General features: G+C 65.2%; 11 protein-coding genes. 9 read left to right on the forward strand and 2 right to left on the reverse strand.

What is annotated here, in order from left to right; translation table 11 throughout:
• Positions 1 to 44 precede the first annotated feature (44 nt).
• The 9 genes from gloB to ACIPZ8_RS10975 all read left to right on the forward strand — a co-directional run bounded on the left by gloB (position 45) and on the right by ACIPZ8_RS10975 (position 14,628).
• Entirely contained in the window at positions 45 to 824 is a 780-nt protein-coding gene (gene gloB, locus ACIPZ8_RS10935) for a hydroxyacylglutathione hydrolase (RefSeq protein WP_400722580.1), read from the forward strand.
• A 100-nt stretch (positions 825 to 924) separates the two neighbouring features.
• Entirely contained in the window at positions 925 to 2,349 is a 1,425-nt protein-coding gene (locus tag ACIPZ8_RS10940) for a transglycosylase SLT domain-containing protein (RefSeq protein ID WP_400722583.1), read from the forward strand.
• Between the two features lie 145 nt (positions 2,350 to 2,494).
• Positions 2,495 to 4,321 carry an extracellular solute-binding protein gene (locus tag ACIPZ8_RS10945; RefSeq protein ID WP_400723281.1) on the forward strand — a complete coding sequence of 609 codons (1,827 nt, stop codon included), beginning with the start codon at positions 2,495 to 2,497 and terminating at the stop codon, positions 4,319 to 4,321.
• Positions 4,318 to 6,141 (forward strand): extracellular solute-binding protein, encoded by a 1,824-nt coding sequence (locus tag ACIPZ8_RS10950; protein ID WP_400722586.1) that lies wholly within the window; start codon positions 4,318 to 4,320, stop codon positions 6,139 to 6,141. Before ACIPZ8_RS10945 ends, ACIPZ8_RS10950 begins: the two co-directional genes overlap by 4 nt.
• A 1-nt stretch (position 6,142) precedes the next feature.
• Positions 6,143 to 7,216, forward strand: coding sequence for a microcin C ABC transporter permease YejB (locus ACIPZ8_RS10955; protein WP_400722588.1), 1,074 nt, complete (start codon positions 6,143 to 6,145; stop codon positions 7,214 to 7,216).
• A 1-nt stretch (position 7,217) separates the two neighbouring features.
• The gene (locus ACIPZ8_RS10960; protein WP_400722591.1) at positions 7,218 to 8,237 is read left to right on the forward strand and encodes an ABC transporter permease; all 1,020 of its coding nucleotides are present in this window, start codon (positions 7,218 to 7,220) and stop codon (positions 8,235 to 8,237) included.
• A 1-nt stretch (position 8,238) separates the two neighbouring features.
• The gene (locus ACIPZ8_RS10965; protein ID WP_400722594.1) at positions 8,239 to 9,840 is read left to right on the forward strand and encodes an ABC transporter ATP-binding protein; all 1,602 of its coding nucleotides are present in this window, start codon (positions 8,239 to 8,241) and stop codon (positions 9,838 to 9,840) included.
• Positions 9,841 to 10,417: 577 nt separating this feature from the next.
• Complete coding sequence (locus tag ACIPZ8_RS10970) at positions 10,418 to 13,348, forward strand: aminotransferase (protein WP_400722597.1); 2,931 nt, start codon at positions 10,418 to 10,420, stop codon at positions 13,346 to 13,348.
• A 374-nt stretch (positions 13,349 to 13,722) separates the two neighbouring features.
• Positions 13,723 to 14,628, forward strand: a complete 906-nt coding sequence (locus ACIPZ8_RS10975; RefSeq protein ID WP_103446634.1) for a LysR family transcriptional regulator — start codon at positions 13,723 to 13,725, stop codon at positions 14,626 to 14,628.
• Positions 14,629 to 14,637: 9 nt separating this feature from the next.
• On the opposite strand, the gene ACIPZ8_RS10980 is transcribed toward ACIPZ8_RS10975, so the two are convergent.
• On the reverse strand, positions 14,638 to 15,336 hold the full coding sequence (locus ACIPZ8_RS10980) for a response regulator (protein ID WP_400722600.1): 699 nt from the start codon (positions 15,334 to 15,336) through the stop codon (positions 14,638 to 14,640).
• Positions 15,333 to 17,987, reverse strand: coding sequence for a DUF4118 domain-containing protein (locus ACIPZ8_RS10985; protein ID WP_400722603.1), 2,655 nt, complete (start codon positions 17,985 to 17,987; stop codon positions 15,333 to 15,335). Before ACIPZ8_RS10985 ends, ACIPZ8_RS10980 begins: the two co-directional genes overlap by 4 nt.
• Between the last annotated feature and the right edge of the window lie 128 nt (positions 17,988 to 18,115).

An 18,115-nucleotide genomic window follows, 5' to 3' on the forward strand; every position in this document is an offset into this window, starting at 1 on the left:
TAAGATGCCCTCATGTGCCACGCCAGGCGATACGGATCCGCACCATGATACAGATCGACGCTCTTCCCGCTTTCTCCGACAACTACATCTGGTTGTTACAGGATACTGCCAAACGCCGTTGCGCGGTGGTCGACCCCGGCGATGCCGGCCCGGTGGAGGCCTGGCTGGCCACCAACCCCGGCTGGGCGCTGGACACCATCATGGTGACCCACCACCACCATGACCATGTCGGCGGTGTCGAACGCCTCAAGCAAAAGACCGGTGCCCGCGTCTGCGGCCCCGCCCGCGAGCAGATCCCGGGTCGCGACCTGGCGCTGGATGAGGGCGACCAGATCAGCGTGCTGGGCATGAACTTCCAGGTGCTGGCCGTGCCGGGCCACACCCTCGGGCATATCGCCTACTTCAGCGACCAGCCGGCAACACCGCTGCTGTTCTGCGGCGACACCTTGTTCGCCGCCGGCTGCGGGCGCATGTTCGAAGGCACGCCGGAGCAGATGCAGCCTGCCCTCGCCCGCCTGGCAGCGCTGCCGGCGCAGACCGAAGTCTACTGCACCCACGAATACACCTTGAGCAACCTGCGCTTCGCCAAGGCCGTGGAGCCCACCAACCCGCACGTTCTGCAGCGGTTCGAAGACGTTACCCGGTTGCGCGCCGAAAATCGCATCACCTTGCCATCAACGATCGGTCTTGAGCGCCTGACCAACCCCTTCCTGCGTACCGCTGAAACATTAGTTAAACAAAAAGCAGACGAATGGAAGGGACATTCAAACGACTCGCAGGTCACTGTTTTTGCTGCTTTGAGGTCTTGGAAGGACACCTTCTGATAACCTCAAGATATATCGCAGAGGGTTCACAACGGTTGACCCAGGCGGGAGCGGTTTCTAGAATCGCCGAAATTTTTCGCCCGGAAACCTGTGTCAGCCGATGTCTTCCCGTAGCCGCAGAACCGCTCATTCAGTCGCCCTGACGCGCCTGGCCCAAATCAGTGCGCTGGCGCTGGCCGCCACCCTGGTGGGCTGCCAGAGCACCCGTCAGCTCGACGAAGCCGACAGCGTTCGCGCGCACAACTACCAGGCACGGATCAAGCACAAGCCCTCGCCGCTGGCGGTCAAGCCTGCCGAACCGCCGCAGGATGTGTGGGAGCGCATGCGCCAGGGCTTCGCCCTGCAGGACAACATCGATGTCAACCCGCGCATCGAGCAACAGCGCCTGTGGTTCGCCAGCAACCCGACGTTCCTCGAGAGCGCCGGCGAGCGCGGCAGCCTCTACCTGCACTACATCGTCGAGCGCCTTGAAGAACGCGACATGCCACTGGAGCTCGCGCTGCTGCCGGCGATCGAAAGTGCCTACAACCCAATGGCCTACTCGCGCGCCAGCGCAGCGGGCATGTGGCAGTTCATGCCGGCCACCGGTCGCCATTTCAACCTGCGCCAGACCAACTTCTACGATGGCCGTCGCGACATCACCGCGTCGACCAACGCCGCGCTGGACTACCTGACCCGCCTGCACGACATGTTCAACGGCGACTGGTTGCTGGCCCTGGCGGCCTACAACGCGGGCGAAGGCACCGTCAGCCGTGCCATCGAGCGCAACGAGAAGCTCGGCCTGCCCACCGATTACTGGAACCTGCCGCTGCCGCAGGAAACCCGTGACTACGTGCCCAAACTGCTGGCACTGTCGCAGGTGGTCTCCACGCCCGAAGCCTATGGTGTGAACCTTACGCCGATCGCCAACGAGCCCTACTTCGAAGCGGTGGCCATCAACGACCGCCTCGACCTGTCGCGGGTTGCCGCCTTCGCCAACATCGACGAAGACGAACTGATCCAGCTCAACCCGGCCTTCAAGAAACGCATGACCGTGGATGGCCCCAAGCAGCTGCTGGTGCCGACCGCCAAGGCGCAACTGCTCAGCGACAGCCTGTCCAACCTCAAGCCCGAGCAACTGGTCAGCCTGCAGCCGAACAAGGCCGTGTTCGCCGCTGCCGTGGCCGAAGCCAAAGGGCCTGCGGCGCGCAGCTACCGGGTCAAGCGTGGCGACAGCCTGAACAGCATCGCCAAGGCCAACCGCGTTGCAGTCAAGGACATCCAGCGCTGGAACAAACTGCCGGGCAATCGCGTCAAGGCTGGCCAGGTCCTGGCCCTGCGCGGCGGCAGCGCGCCGAGCGCCGCAGGCAACCGCGTGGCCGCCTCCGGGCAGCGTTCCACCCAGTACAAGGTGCGCAAGGGTGATTCGCTTTATCTTGTAGCCAAACGTTTCAATGTCGAGATGCAGCACCTCAAGCGCTGGAACCCGCGCAGCGGGCATGCACTCAAGCCGGGCCAGACCCTGACCGTCTACCTGTCGCACTGATTGTAGGGGCGGCCTTTCGCGACGCGAGGCCGCTCCTGCAAGCGCGAGCATCCGATAGCCTGCGGCCTCTCTCTTTTTCCATACCCGGCAAGCTGTTACTGTACCCCGACCAAAGCCCAACGCCTCTGGATCGGATGCCGACTTGATACGTCCCCTCCTGCTGTCACTCAGCCTGGCCTTGAGCTTCCCCGCCGTCGCGATGGTGAGCGAAAGCCACGGATACGCGCAGTTCGGCACGCTCAAGTACCCAGCCACATTCACCCACTTCGACTGGGTCAACCCGCAAGCGCCCAAGGGCGGTACCTTGCGGGCCATGGCATTCGGCACCTTCGATACGCTAAACCCTTACACCTTCAAGGGCACCAGCCCGGTCACCACGCCGAACTTCCTGCAGTATGGCGTCAGCGAGCTCAACGAAACGCTGATGATCGGCACCGGCCAGTACGACCCGTCCGGTGACGAGCCCACCTCCAGCTATGGCCTGATCGCCCGCTCGGTGGAGTACAGCGAGGACCGCAGCTGGGTAGTGTTCAACCTGCGCCCGGAAGCGCGCTGGCATGACGGCACGCCGATCACCGCCGCCGACGTGGCGTTCTCGTACCGTACCCTGCTCAAGCAAGGGCACCCGATCTACCGCACCAACCTGCAGGAAGTGCAGCGCGTCGACATCCTCGGCCCGCTGCGCATCCGCTTCGTCTTCAAGCGCGCCGGCAACCCGCTGCTGATCCTGCGCCTGGGCGAAATGCCGGTATTACCCAAGCACTACTGGCAAAAGCGCGACTTCGAGGCCACCACCTTCGAACCGCCGCTGGGCAGCGGGCCGTACCGCATCACTCAGGTGGAACCTGGCAGGCGCCTGGTGTTCGAGCGAGTGAAGAACTACTGGGGCAAGGACCTGGCGGTAAACCGCGGCAAGTACAACTTCAACCGCGTCGAGTACGAGTTCTACCGCGATGCCACCGTGGCCTTCGAAGCGTTCAAGGCCGGTGAGTTCGACATCTATATCGAGCACCAGGCGAAAAACTGGGCCAACGGATACAACTTCCCGGCCGTGCGCCGTGGCGAAGTGATCAAGGCGCAGATCCCGCACCGCATCCCCACCCAGACCCAGGGCCTGTTCATGAACAGCCGCCGGGCTACCTTCAGCGACCCCAGGGTGCGCCAGGCACTGGGCCTGATGCTCGATTTCGAGTGGACCAACCGTGCGCTGTTCAGCAGCGCCTACCGGCGTGCCAGCAGCTACTACCCCAACAGCGAGTTCGCCGCCAGCGGCGTACCCACTGGCAAGGAATGGCTGCTGCTGGCGCCGTTCCGCGACCAGCTGCCCGACAAGCTGTTCACCCAGCCCTACCAGGTGAGCCACACCGACGGGCGCGGCATCGGCCGCCAGACCCTGCGCCAGGCCCTGGGCCTGCTCAACCAGGCCGGCTGGAAGCTCGACGGCCAGCGCCTGGTCAACGCCAAGGGCCAACCGTTCAGCCTGGAGCTGCTGCTGGTGAACCCGAGCCTCGAACGCATCCTGCAACCCTATGTCGAAAACCTGGCCAGCATCGGTATCGATGCGCGCTTGCGCACCGTGGACCGAGCCCAGTACAAACAACGCCTGGACCTGTTCGACTTCGACATGATCCTGATGACCCTGAACCAGACCTTGAGCCCGGGCCTCGAACAGTGGCTGTACTTCCATTCCAGCCAGGCCTCGACCAAGGGCAGCAAGAACTATGCTGGGATCAAGGACCCGGTGGTCGACCACCTGCTCGACACCCTGCTGGCCGCGCGCACCCGCGACGACCAGGTCGCCGCCGCCCGCGCCCTGGACCGCGTGCTCTCATGGCAGTACTACATGATCCCCAACTGGTACCTCGACAATCACCGCCTGGCCTACCGCAACCGGTTCGCCTTCGTCACCACGCCGCCCTACACCCTCGGGCTGAATACCTGGTGGATAAAGCCTTCGGAGAAAGCCCAATGAAGCCGACGCATCGCCTGGCCTGCAGCCTGCTGTTCGCCTGCCTGAGCCTGCCCGCGCTGGCCGCGCCGCAACACGCGCTGACCTTGTACGACGAGCCGCCGAAATACCCGGCCGACTTCAAGCACTTCGACTACGTCAACCCCGATGCGCCCAAGGGCGGCACCTTCCGCCAGTCCAGCTTCGGTGGCTTCGACAGCCTCAACCCGTTCATCAGCAAGGGCGTGTCGGCCGATAACGTCAGCATCATCTACGACACCCTGATGCGCCAGAGCCAGGATGAGCCGTTCACCGAGTACGGCCTGGTGGCTGGCAAGATCGAGAAGGCCCCGGACAACAGCTGGGTGCGCTTCTACCTGCGCCCCGAGGCACGCTTCCACGATGGCCATCCGATGCGCGCCGAGGACGTGGTGTTCACCTTCAACACCCTGATCAAGGACGGCGCACCGCTGTACCGCCAGTACTACGGCGACGTCGCCGAGGTGCTCGCCGAAGACCCGCTGCGGGTGCTGTTCAAGTTCAAGCACAATAACAACCGCGAGCTGCCATTGATCCTCGGCCAACTGCCGGTGCTGCCCAAGCACTGGTACGAAAACCGCGAGTTCAACCGCGGCAACCTGGAAATCCCCCTGGGCAGCGGCCCGTACAAGGTTGCCGAGGTCAAGGCCGGCCGGACCATCCGCTACGAGCGGGTCAAGGACTACTGGGCCAAGGACCTGCCGATCAACCGCGGCTTCTACAACTTCGACGCCATGACCTTCGATTCCTACCGCGACACTGCCGTCGCCCTGGAAGCCCTGAAGGCCGGTGCCTTCGACTACGCGCTGGAAATCAGCGCGAAGAACTGGGCCACCGCCTACAACGTGCCGGCCGTTCGCGAAGGCCGCCTGATCAAGGAAGAACTGCCCAACGGCAACCCGACCGGGATGCAGGGCTTCGTCTTCAACATCCGTCGCCCGCTGTTCCAGGACGTGCGCGTGCGCGAGGCGCTGAGCCAGTTGCTGGACTACGAATGGACCAACAAGCAGCTGTTCAACGGCGCCTACACCCGCACCGGCAGCTACTTCGAGAACTCGGAAATGGCCGCCCGCGGCCTGCCCAGCGCCACTGAGCTGAAGATCCTCGAGCCGCTGCGCGGCAAGGTGCCCGACCAGGCGTTCACCGAGGCCTTCCACAACCCGGTCAGCGATGGCAGCGGCATGATCCGCGAGCAACAGCGCAAGGCCTACAAGCTGCTGCAGGAAGCCGGCTGGAAGATCGTCGACGACAAGATGGTCGACGCCCAGGGCAAGCCGGTGGTGATCGAGTTCCTGCTCGCACAGACCGAGTTCGAGCGCATCCTGCTGCCATTCAAGCGCAACCTCGCCGACCTGGGCATCGACCTGAACATCCGCCGCGTCGATGTCTCGCAGTACATCACCCGCCTGCGCTCGCGCGACTACGACATGATCGTCGGCGGCTTCTCCCAGTCCAACTCGCCCGGCAACGAGCAGCGCGAATACTGGAGCAGCGTCTCGGCCGACAACCCCGGCAGCCGCAACTTCATCGGCCTGCGCGACCCGGCCATCGACCAGTTGGTGGAAGCGCTGATCAACGCCGACTCGCGCCAGAGCCTGATCGACCATTGCCGTGCGCTGGACCGCGTGCTGCTGTGGGGCTACTACGTGATCCCCAACTGGCACATCAAGACCTGGCGCGTGGCCTACTGGAACCACATCGGCCACCCCAAGGTATCACCGAAGTACGACGTCGGCATCGACACCTGGTGGATCAAGCCCAACGTGACCCCAGCGGTCAAAACCCCTGCAGTCGAGGCCAACTGACATGCTGGCCTATATCCTGCGCCGCCTGCTGCTGATCATCCCGACCCTGTTCGGCATCCTGATCATCAACTTCATCATCGTCCAGGCCGCCCCTGGCGGCCCGGTGGAACAGATGATCGCCAAGCTCGAAGGCTTCGAAGGCGCCACCAGCCGTATCGCTGGCGGCGGCGCCGAAGTTTCCGTAGCCGGTTCCAGCTACCGCGGCGCCCAGGGCCTGGACCCGGCGCTGATCGCCGAGATCGAGCACATGTACGGCTTCGACAAGTCGGCACCCGAACGCCTGTGGATCATGGTCAAGAACTACGCCACGCTGGACTTCGGCAACAGCTTCTTCCGTGACGCCAAGGTCATCGACCTGATCGCCGAGAAGATGCCGGTGTCGATCTCGCTGGGGCTGTGGAGCACGCTGATCATGTACCTGGTGTCGATCCCGCTGGGCATCGCCAAAGCGGTGCGCCATGGCAGCCACTTCGACGTCTGGACCAGTTCGGCGATCATCGTCGGCTACGCCATCCCGGCGTTCCTGTTCGCCATCCTGCTGATCGTGCTGTTCGCCGGCGGTAGCTACTTCGACTGGTTCCCGCTGCGCGGCCTGACCTCGAACAACTTCGACGAACTGTCCACCACCGGCAAGGTGCTCGACTACTTCTGGCACCTGGTGCTGCCGATCACCGCACTGGTGATCGGCAACTTCGCCACCATGACACTGCTGACCAAGAACAGCTTCCTCGACGAGATCAACAAGCAGTACGTGGTCACTGCCAAGGCCAAGGGCCTGAGCCGGCCGCGCGTGCTTTACGGGCATGTCTTCCGCAACGCCATGCTGCTGGTGATTGCCGGTTTCCCGTCGGCGTTCATCGGCATCTTCTTCACCGGTTCCCTACTGATCGAGGTGATCTTCAGCCTCGACGGCCTGGGCCTGATGAGTTTCGAGGCGGCGATCAACCGCGACTACCCGGTGGTCTTCGGCACCCTGTTCATCTTCACCCTGCTCGGGCTGGTGGTGAAACTGATCGGCGACCTGACCTATACCCTGGTCGATCCACGCATCGACTTCTCCAGCCGGGAGCACTGACATGGCCCTCTCCCCCCTCAACCGCCGGCGCTTCGAGCGCTTCAAGGCCAACCGACGAGGCTGGTGGTCGCTGTGGCTGTTCCTGATCCTGTTCGGCCTGAGCCTGGGCGCCGAACTGATCGCCAACGACAAGCCGATTGCCGTGCGCTACGAAGGCTCATGGTACTTCCCGGCATTCAAGCGCTACCCGGAAACCACCTTCGGCGGCGAATTCCCGCTGGAGGCCAACTACAAGAGCCCGTATATCCGCGACCTGCTGCAGAAGAAAGACAGCTTCGTGGTCTGGGCGCCGATCCCGTTCAGCTACCAGAGCATCAACTACGACCTGCGCGTTCCGGCCCCGGCGCCGCCCTCTGCAGATAACTGGCTGGGTACCGACGACCAGGGCCGCGATGTGCTGGCGCGGGTGATCTACGGCTTCCGTGTGTCGGTGCTGTTCGCCATCACCCTGACGGTATTGAGCTCCATCGTCGGCGTCATCGCCGGCGCCTTGCAGGGCTTCTACGGTGGCTGGGTGGACCTGGCCGGGCAGCGCTTCCTGGAAATCTGGTCCGGCCTGCCGGTGCTGTACCTGCTGATCATCCTCGCCAGCTTCGTGCAGCCCAACTTCTGGTGGCTGCTGGGCATCATGCTGCTGTTCTCATGGATGAGCCTGGTGGATGTGGTGCGCGCCGAGTTCCTGCGCGGCCGCAACCTCGAATATGTGCGCGCGGCCCGCGCCCTGGGGATGCGCAACGGCGCGATCATGTACCGGCACATCCTGCCCAATGCCATGATCTCGACCATGACGTTCATGCCGTTCATCCTCACCGGAGCCATCGGCACCCTGACCGCGCTGGACTTCCTCGGCTTCGGCCTGCCCCCCGGCGCGCCATCGCTGGGCGAACTGGTGGCGCAGGGCAAGTCCAACCTGCAAGCCCCGTGGCTGGGCATCAGCGCCTTCGCCGTGCTGGCGATCATGCTGAGCCTGCTGGTGTTCATCGGCGAATCCGCCCGCGATGCCTTCGACCCGAGGAAGTGAAATGAGCGAACAGAACCTGATCGAAGTGCGCGACCTGGCGGTGGAGTTTGTCACCGGCGAGCAGGTCAACCGGGTGGTCGATGGCATCAGCTTCGATATCCGCAAGGGCGAAACCTTGGCCCTGGTCGGCGAAAGCGGCTCGGGCAAATCCGTCACTGCGCACTCGATCCTGCGCCTGCTGCCCTACCCGCTGGCCCGCCACCCCAGCGGCAGCATCCGCTATGAAGGCAAGGACCTGCTGCAGCAGAACGAAAAGACCCTGCAGCGGATTCGCGGCAACCGCATCGCAATGATCTTCCAGGAGCCGATGACCTCGCTGAACCCGCTGCACTGCATCGAGAAGCAGATCAACGAGATCCTCCTGCTGCACAAGGGCCTGACCGGCAAGGAAGCCACAGCGCGAACGCTGGAACTGCTGGAAATGGTCGGCATCCCCGAACCGCGCAAGCGCCTGAAGGCGCTGCCCCACGAGCTGTCCGGTGGCCAGCGCCAACGGGTGATGATCGCCATGGCCCTGGCCAACGAGCCGGAGCTGTTGATTGCCGACGAGCCGACCACGGCACTGGATGTGACCGTGCAGTTGAAGATTCTCGACCTGCTGAAAAAGCTGCAGGCGAAGTTAGGCATGGCCCTGCTGCTGATCAGTCACGACCTCAACCTGGTGCGCCGCATCGCCCACCGCGTGTGCGTGATGCAGCGCGGGCAGATCGTCGAGCAGGCCGAGTGCGCCACGCTGTTCAGTGCGCCGCAGCATCACTACACACAAATGCTGATCAATGCCGAGCCCAGCGGCTTGCCGGCGCATAACCCAGTGGGTGCGCCGTTGCTGGAGGTGAATGACCTGAAGGTCTGGTTCCCGATCAAGAAGGGGCTGCTGCGCAAGACGGTTGACCACGTGAAGGCGGTGGACGGCATCAACTTCAGCCTGCCCCAGGGGCAGACGCTGGGGATTGTTGGCGAATCCGGGTCGGGCAAGTCGACACTGGGGCTGGCGATTCTGCGGTTGATCTCCAGCCAGGGCGGGATTCGCTTTCATGGCCAGCAGCTCGAAGGGATGAACCAGAAGGCAGTGCGGCCGCTGCGGCGGGAAATGCAGGTGGTGTTCCAGGACCCCTTTGGCAGCCTGAGCCCGCGCATGTGTGTGGCGGATATCGTTGGCGAGGGGCTGCGGATTCACAAGATCGGTACGCCTGAAGAGCAGGAAGCCGCAATCGTTGCGGCGCTGGAGGAAGTGGGGCTGGACCCCCGCACCCGCCATCGCTACCCCCATGAATTTTCCGGTGGCCAGCGCCAGCGCATCGCCATTGCCCGGGCACTGGTGTTGAAGCCGGCGCTGATCCTGCTGGATGAACCGACCTCGGCGCTGGACCGCACGGTGCAGCGGCAGGTGGTGGAGTTGCTGCGCAATCTGCAGGCCAAGTACAACCTGACTTACCTGTTCATCAGCCATGACCTGGCGGTGGTGAAAGCGCTTAGCCACCAGTTGATGGTGATCAAGCATGGGCATGTGGTGGAGCAAGGGGATGCGCGGGAGATCTTCCATGCGCCGCAACATGTTTATACGAAACAATTGTTGGAAGCGGCGTTTTTGGGGGATGTCTGAAGTATTTAGAATCAGATTTAACCGCTAGCTTGCAGTCCATTTCCCAAAGATACTCCGGGCGCTCTTTTTCCGTTGCGGCTGCGCTGATGGATGACGCCGAGCTGGGCATGAGGCATTGATGGGCCAGGCCTGATAACGCATTACGGCTACCAGGTGTTCGCCGACAGATGTGCAGCGCCTATCAGATCGAGCGCCGCCCGCGCGGCGCATCGCAGGCAAGCCTGCTCCTACATCTGTTTCGGGCCAATTATTTCTGAGGCATTGGTGCGCGGCCCCTTGTTTGGGCGACGCGACATCGAGCCATGCACCAAGAGATACGCGCGCGTCTGCCATAGGACTCATTGGCCCGAAACAGATGTAGGAGCAGGCTTGCCTGCGATGCGCCGCGCGGGCGGCGCTCGATCTGATAGGCGCTGCAAATCCCCCGGCAAGCACCTGTCAGCCCTGCTGCGATCCCAAGACAGGCATCCGCCCGCTCGACCATTAATCAATAATTCTGATCACGATCGTCTTTCATCATCAGCCAGATAGGGAATAGATTCTCTCCAGTCAACTCCCAGCAACAACGGTAGAGCCCATGTCCAGCCAACAACAAACGTCCGCCTCCCCTGCCCTCGACACGCTGATCCAGCGTTCCGGCCTGCCCAGCCCTTCGCTCAGCGAAGCCCAGGCGCATGCGCTGCTGCAGGCGCACTACGGCCTGGATGGCGACCTGACTGCGCTGGGCAGCCAGCAGGACCTGAATTTCCGCTTGGACGCCGCGCATGGGCGCTACGTGCTCAAGGCCTGCCACGGCAGCTACGCCGAGGTCGAACTGCAGGCGCAGCACGCCGCACTGGCCTACCTGCGCGAGCAGGGCTTGCCGGTGCCCGCCGTGCAAGCTGCGCAGGATGGCGAAAGCTTGCTGGCAGTGGACATCGACGGGCAACCCCTGCGCGTGCGCCTGCTCGACTACATCGACGGCCAGCCTCTGACCCGCCTCAAGCACATGCCGCCGCGCCTGATGGCTGAGCTGGGCAGCTTGTGCGCACGGCTCGACAATGTCCTGGCCGATTTCGACCACCCTGGCCTTGCGCGCACCCTGCAATGGGACCCGCAACATGCCCAGATGCTGATCGAGCACCTGCTGCCGGTGCTGCAGGACGCCGCACAACGCACCCGCATCGAGCAGGCCACGGGTTTGGCCTGCGAGCGCCTGGCCCCCTTGGCGCCGCGCCTGCCGACCCAGGCCGTGCACCTGGACGTTACCGACGACAACACCGTGTGGGCCCGGGACGACCAGCGTCAATGGCAACTGCAGGGCGTGATCGACTTCGGCGACCTGTCGCGCACCTGGCGCATCGCCGACCTGTCGGTGACCTGCGCAGCGCTGCTGCACCATGCCGAAGGCGACCCGCTGCGCATTCTGCCGGCAGTCAGCGCCTACCAGGCCCTCAACCCGCTGACCGAGGCCGAGCTGCGTGCCCTGTGGCCTTTGGTGCTGAACCGTGCGGCGGTGCTGGTGCTGAGCAGCGCGCAGCAGTTGGCCGTGGACCCGGACAACCAGTACACCCGCGACAATGTCGCCCATGAATGGGAAATCTTCGATACCGCCACGGCCGTGCCGTTCGCCTTGATGGAGGCGGCCATTCTTCAGGCGGCCGGCCTGCAAGCCGACGCAGCCGACTTGACTGACTGTGCGCCGCTGCTCCCCGAGTTGGTGGGGCAGCCGGTCAAGCGAGTCGACCTTGGCGTGCTCAGCGCGCACTGCGAAGCCGGCAACTGGGAACAAGCGGGCTTCGATCAGCACCTGCTGAGCGCGCAACCTGCTCCGGCCTGCAGCCTGCACGGCCAGTATCGCCTGTCACAAACCCATATCGATCGCCCCGAAGAGCCCGCGACCTGCGCGCTTGGCGTAGAGCTGCATGTGCCCAATGGCAGCCCGGTTCAGGCGCCCGAAGCGGGCACCTGGCAACGTCACGGCGACGGCCGCGGCTGCCTGCGCACGCCCCATTGGGCCTTGTGGTTGCAAGGCCTGGAGGATGCCCCGGCGGATGGCCAGGGCGTGGCAAAAGGGCAATCCCTGGGCAGCAGCTGCGGCTTCCTCAGTGTCCAGTTGTGCCTCGACACCCACATCCAGCCGCCGTTCTTCGCCACCCCGTCGCAAGCTGACGCCTGGCTGGCCCTGTGCCCGTCGCCGGCCGCGCTGCTGGGCTTCGATTGCGACGCCGAACCGTTGCCCGACCCGCAGGCCTTGCTGGCCCGTCGCGACGCCAGCTTCGCCCGCTCGCAGAAGCACTACTACGCGCAGCCGCCGCAGATCGAACGCGGCTGGCGCAACTACCTGATCGACCTGCAGGGTCGCTCGTACCTGGACATGCTCAACAACGTCGCCGTACTGGGCCACGGCCACCCACGCATGGTCGCCGAATCGGCGCGTCAGTGGTCGCTGCTCAACACCAACTCGCGCTTCCACTACGCCGCCATCACCGAGTTCTCCGAGCGCCTGCTCGACCTCGCGCCGGAGGGCTTCGACCGGGTATTCATGGTCAACAGCGGCACCGAGGCCAACGACCTGGCGATCCGCCTGGCCTGGGCCTACAGCGGTGGCCGCGACCTGCTCAGCGTGCTGGAGGCCTACCACGGCTGGTCGGTGGCCACCGATGCCATTTCCACCTCGATCGCCGACAACCCCCAGGCCCTGGAAACCCGCCCCGACTGGGTGCACCCGGTTGAAGCGCCGAACACCTTCCGCGGCCGCTTCCGGGGTGCCGACACGGCGGCCGACTACCTGCGCGACGTCGACACCAAGCTGGCCGACCTCGATGCCCGTGGACGCCAGCTGGCCGGCATCATCTGCGAGCCGGTGTACGGCAATGCCGGGGGCATTTCGCTGCCGGCCGGTTACCTGCGCGACGCGTATGCCAAGGTCCGGGCCCGGGGTGGCGTGTGCATAGCCGACGAGGTGCAGGTCGGTTATGGCCGCCTGGGCGAGTACTTCTGGGGCTTCGAGGAACAAGGCGTGGTGCCCGACATCATCACCATGGCCAAGGGCATGGGCAACGGCCAGCCGCTGGGCGTGGTGATCACCCGCCGCGAGATCGCCGAAGCACTGGAGGCCGAGGGCTACTTCTTCTCCTCGGCCGGCGGCAGCCCGGTCAGCTGCCGCATCGGCATGGCGGTACTGGACGTGATGCAGAAGGAAGGCCTGTGGGACAACGCCCGCGATACCGGGCGCTATTTCAAGGCGCGCCTGCAGGCGCTGGTCGACAAGCACCCGCTGGCTGGCGCGGCGCATGGTTCGGGCTTCTACCTGGGGCTGGAGCTGGTGCGCAACCGTGAAACCCTGGAGCCGGCGACCGAGGAAACCATGCTGCTATGCGACCGCCTGCGCGAACTGGGGATCTTCATGCAGCCGACCGGCGACTACCTGAACATCCTCAAGATCAAGCCGCCGATGTGCACCAGCCGGGCGAGCGTCGACTACTTCGTCGACAGCATCGACCGGGTGCTTGGCGAAGGTCTGTAGAGAGCAGGTGGGGGTTGGAGGCGCTGGGCTTGAGAAGTTCAGCGCCTGTGAGATCGAGCGCCGCCCGCGCGGCGCATCGCAGGCAAGCCTGCTCCTACATCTGTTTCGGGCCAGTGAGTTCTGAGCCATTGGCGCGCGGCCCGTTGGCGCATGACTCGATATCGTGTCGTACAAACAAGGGGCCGCGCGCAAATGGCACAGGCGTGACTGGCCCGAAACAGATGTAGGAGCAGGCTTGCCTGCGATGCGCCGCGCGGGCGGCGCTCGATCTCACAGGCGCCAAACATCTCAAGGCCAACCATCAACAGGCCACACACATCCCTGAACTCAATCCATTACTCTTCATCACCCACCTCGACAACAGGTTCACCAACATGGCCTTCAGCAGCGACTCCCTGGCAATTTTCCTCGCGGTGCTGGAGGCCGGCTCGTTCTCTGCCGCCGCGCGCAAACTGGGGCGTGTGCCGTCGGCCGTGAGCATGGCCATCGCGCAACTGGAAGCCGAGCTGGACCTGGCCCTGTTCGACCGCGCCACACGCAAGGCCTTGCCCACCAGCGCCGCCCTGGCCCTGGAGCCCCAGGCGCGGCAGGTGATCTGCCAGCTCAACCTGCTCGACGCCCAGGCCCTGCAACTGCACCAGGGGCTGGAAAAGCGCCTGACCATCGCCATGGCCCCGGAGCTGCAAACCGGCCGCTGGAGCCAGCCGCTGGAAACCCTGGCGAAGGAGTTTCCCAGCCTGGAGATCGAAGTGCGCTCGGCGACCCAGACCGAAGCCGTGCGCTTGCTGCATGAAGGCAGCGTGCAGCTGGCGCTGGTGTTCGAGCGGCCGGGGATCGATGAGCGCGAGTCTTTTCTCGAAGCCGGCAGCCAGCTGCTGGTGGCTGTCGCTTCACCGCGTCATCCCGCTGGCAGCAACAGTGGCACGCCGCTGCCTGAGGAAGCGTTTGCCGAACAACGGCAGATCATCGTGGCCTCGGGCAAGGCCACCGGGTCGGATCCGCGCATGGTGCTGTCGCGGCGAATATGGTTGACCGACAGCTATCTGGCGACGCTCGATCTGGTGCAGTCCGGCCTGGGCTGGGCCTACTTGCCGCAGCCGTTGGTGGAGCCGTTGATTGCCTCGGGTGCGCTGGCCGAGGTGCGCTTTGACAACATGGCCAGTCGCTTGCGGCTATGGGTGGACATCATCTGGCTGAAGCCACGGCCGTTGGGCCTGGGTGCCAGGCGCTACCTGGAAGTCATGCGTCAGCTGTTCGAGAAAGAACCCCCCAGGGCCTGAATGACGCGGTCAGGTTGAAGCGGGGGCTACTAGCCGATATCCCACCCCAGCCTCGGTAATGATGAACCGCGGCGCCGTCGGGTCATCGCCAAGCTTCTGCCGCAAATGCCCCACCACGATCCGCAGGTAGTGGGTGTCGTCGACATGGGTCGGCCCCCAGATATCCTTGAGCAACTGCTGCTGGGTAATCACCCGCCCCGGGTGCCCCGCCAGTTGTGCCAGCAGCGCGTATTCCTTGCGCGTCAGTGCGATCTCCAGACCATCCAGCGTCACTTTGCGAAAGGCGAAATCCACCACCAGCGGCCCGAAGCTCGCCGTCACTTCGCTGCCGCCGGACTGCGGCACCTGACGCAGCAACGCGCGCACCCGGGCAAGAAACTCCTGGATACCAAAGGGCTTGGTCACATAGTCATTGGCGCCGCCATCCAGCGCGTCGACCTTCTGCACCTCGCTGGCCCGCACCGACAACACCAGCACCGGCACTGCGCTCCACTCGCGCAACTCACGCAGCACCTGCTGGCCGTCCATGTCGGGCAGGCCGAGGTCGAGCACCACCAGGTCGGGCTTGGCCAGCGCGGCCTGGGCCAGGCCTTCGCTGCCGGTGGCGGCTTCGATCACCTTGTAGCCCTGGGAGCTGAGGCTGATGCGCAGAAACTTGCGGATCTGTGGTTCGTCGTCGATGACCAACAGGGTGGCGGACTGGCTCATGGGGTTTCGCTTTCGGCTTCGGGTTGCTGGGGCAGCGGCAAGCATAGAGTGATGCAGGTGCCGTGGCCATCGATGCCTTCACCGACCAGGATCTGCCCGCCGTGAGCACCGATCATGCCCTGGCAGATCGCCAGGCCCAGGCCGGTGCCCTGGCCGCCGCGATCGCCACGGGCAGCGGTGTAGAACATGTCGAAAATCTTCTCGCGTTCGGCCACCGGGATGCCGGGCCCCTGGTCGCTTACGGCAAAGTGCAGTTGCTGGTCGTGCACCGAAACCTGCAGCTCCAGGCGGCCTTGCGCGGGCGAGAAGCGTGCGGCGTTTTCCAGCACATTGATCAGCGCCTGCTCGATCAACGCGGCGTGCACGAACAGCAGCGGCAGCTCGGCGGGCACGTCGGTGTGCACGCGCAACGGCGCCAGTACTGCGCGCAGCCGGTTGAGGGCACTGCCGACGATGTCGGCGGGAGCCACCCAGTCGCGGGCAAGCTTGAGACCGCCGTGGCCGAGGCGGGTCATGTCGAGCAGGTTCTGGATGTAGCGGTCCAGGCGTTCGGCTTCGTTGCGCGTGCCTTCGAGCAGCTCGCGGCGGTCTTCGACAGGGATCGCCTCGCCCAGCGCCAGCAAGCTGTCGATGCTGCCGCGCATGGCCGTCAGCGGCGTGCGCAGGTCGTGGGACACCGAGGCGAGCAAGGCACTGCGCAGCTGCTCGGTTTCGCCGTGCAGGCGCGCGGCTTCGAGCTGTTCGGCCAGCCGGGCACGGGCCAGCGCCTGGGCCAGGGGTTGGCCGAGGGCCATCAGCAGGCGCCGACGTTGGGCGCTCAACGGCTCGCCGGAACGCGGACGCACACCGAGCAGGGCCAGGGGCTGATCGTCGACCGCCAGCGGCCACCACCACCAGCGGCCATTGGGCAAGGTATCGCTGCCATGACCGGCGGCCTGGCCGTGCTGCCAGGCCCAATCGGCGGCGGCTCGCTCGTTGTCGCTCAAGGCCTGGGCTTCGCCACTCGCCAGCTGCAGCAGGCCCTCGCTGTTGCGCTCCAGCAGGCACACCTGCACGTCTTTCCAGCCATTGAGGTGACGACCGGCGGCGTTGAATACCGCCTGGCGGTCAGTGGCCACGGTCAGACGACGCGACAGGTCGAGCAACTGGTTGGTCTGCGCCTGGGTTTCGCGCAGGGCCTGCAACTGGCTGCGCTGGCGGGCCGCGAGGTTGCCGGTAAGGGCCGCCATGAGCAGGAAGAACACCAGCGTCAGCACGTCTTCCTCGCGCTGGATGCTGAACGAGAAATTCGGCGGAATGAACAGGAAGTCATAGGTCAGGAACGATAGCGCGGCGCAGGCCAGCGCCGGCCCCAGGCTGCTGCGCACGGCCACCAGCAGCACGGCGGCGAGGAACACCAGCGAGATGTTGGGCAGCGCCAGCACGCTCGACACGCCCCAGGCCAGGCCGGCTGCCAGCACCGTGGCCACCAGCGCCAGCAGGTAGTGGCGCCACACCCACACCCGGCTGACCGCCGCACGCGCCGGCCGTGCCTGGCTGTCGCGGTCGAGCACGTTGATCTCCAGGCCGTGGCTTTCGCGCAGCAGCCGGGTGGCGACGCCAGCGCCGAACAGGCGCCGGCGCAGCCGGTCACGGGATTGGCCGACCAGCACCAGGCTGGCGCGACGCTCGGCGGCATGCTGGATCAAGGTCCGCGCCACTTCGCCGGCACGCAGCAACACCACCTCGCCCCCCAGGCGCTCGGCCAGTTGCTGGGCCGCCTGCAGGCGCTGGCGGGCGGCTTCGTCACGCAGCCGGCCGTTGTCGACATGCACCAGGCTCCACGGCAGGTGGCGGCGCTGGGCAACGCGGCTGGCGTGGCGCACCAGGCGCTCGGCCTGCTCATCGCCATCCACGCCCACCAGCAGGCGCCCACGCAAGGCAGGCGCCGCCTCGCCACGCAAGCGGTAACCGTGGGCCAGGTCGGCGTCGACCTGGGCGGCGGCCGTCTGCATCGCCAGCTCGCGCAGGGCGGTGAGGTTGGTTTGCGAGAAGTACGCATCGATGGCGGCCCGTGCCTGCTCCGGCACGTACACCTTGCCTTCGCGCAGGCGTTCGAGCAGCTCGCGCGGTGGCAGGTCGATCAGCACCAGCTCGAAGGCTTCCTGCAGCACCCAGTCCGGCAGGGTTTCGCGCACCTGCACGCCGGTAATGCCGCGCACCTTGTCGTTGAGGCTTTCCAGGTGCTGGACGTTGACCGTGGTGTACACGTCAATGCCGGCGGCGAGCAGCTCCTGCACGTCCTGCCAGCGCTTGGCGTGGCGGCTGCCGGGGGCGTTGGTGTGAGCCAGTTCGTCGACCAGGGCCAAGGTCGGGGCAGCCTTGAGCAGGCCGTCGAGGTCCATCTCCTCGAGGGTGACGCCACGGTATTCGCTGCGCAGCAAGGGCTGCTGGAGCAGGCCGCCGAGCAGCGCTTCAGTTTCGCTGCGGCCGTGGGTTTCGACCACCCCGGCCAGCACTTGCACGCCCTGGCGTTGCTGGGCGTGGGCGGCCTGGAGCATGGCGAAGGTCTTGCCGACGCCGGGGGCGGCGCCGAGGAAGACCTTGAGCCGGCCGCGACCGCTGCGTGGGAGGGTTGCCAACAGCGCGTCTGCGCGGGTGGAGTCACTCATGTTTCATCCTTCTGGAGGCATTTCATGCCTTGTAGGAGCGGCCTTGTGTCGCGAAAGGGCCGCAAAGCGGCCCCAGGCATTCAGCATCATTGCTGAGAGTGCTGGGGCTGCTCTGCAGCCCTTTCGCG

Source organism: Pseudomonas sp. NPDC089422 (assembly GCF_044749405.1).
Classification (GTDB): Bacteria; Pseudomonadota; Gammaproteobacteria; order Pseudomonadales; family Pseudomonadaceae; genus Aquipseudomonas.

Excerpts from the sequence above, each read along its gene's own strand:
- gloB (WP_400722580.1), top strand. The coding sequence starts at position 45 with ATGATACAGATCGACGCTCTTCCCGCTTTCTCCGACAACTACATCTGG.
- ACIPZ8_RS10940 (WP_400722583.1), top strand. The coding sequence starts at position 925 with ATGTCTTCCCGTAGCCGCAGAACCGCTCATTCAGTCGCCCTGACGCGC.
- ACIPZ8_RS10950 (WP_400722586.1), top strand. The coding sequence starts at position 4,318 with ATGAAGCCGACGCATCGCCTGGCCTGCAGCCTGCTGTTCGCCTGCCTG.
- ACIPZ8_RS10955 (WP_400722588.1), top strand. The coding sequence starts at position 6,143 with ATGCTGGCCTATATCCTGCGCCGCCTGCTGCTGATCATCCCGACCCTG.
- ACIPZ8_RS10960 (WP_400722591.1), top strand. The coding sequence starts at position 7,218 with ATGGCCCTCTCCCCCCTCAACCGCCGGCGCTTCGAGCGCTTCAAGGCC.
- ACIPZ8_RS10965 (WP_400722594.1), top strand. The coding sequence starts at position 8,239 with ATGAGCGAACAGAACCTGATCGAAGTGCGCGACCTGGCGGTGGAGTTT.
- ACIPZ8_RS10970 (WP_400722597.1), top strand. The coding sequence starts at position 10,418 with ATGTCCAGCCAACAACAAACGTCCGCCTCCCCTGCCCTCGACACGCTG.
- ACIPZ8_RS10975 (WP_103446634.1), top strand. The coding sequence starts at position 13,723 with ATGGCCTTCAGCAGCGACTCCCTGGCAATTTTCCTCGCGGTGCTGGAG.
- ACIPZ8_RS10980 (WP_400722600.1), bottom strand. The coding sequence starts at position 15,336 with ATGAGCCAGTCCGCCACCCTGTTGGTCATCGACGACGAACCACAGATC.
- ACIPZ8_RS10985 (WP_400722603.1), bottom strand. The coding sequence starts at position 17,987 with ATGAGTGACTCCACCCGCGCAGACGCGCTGTTGGCAACCCTCCCACGC.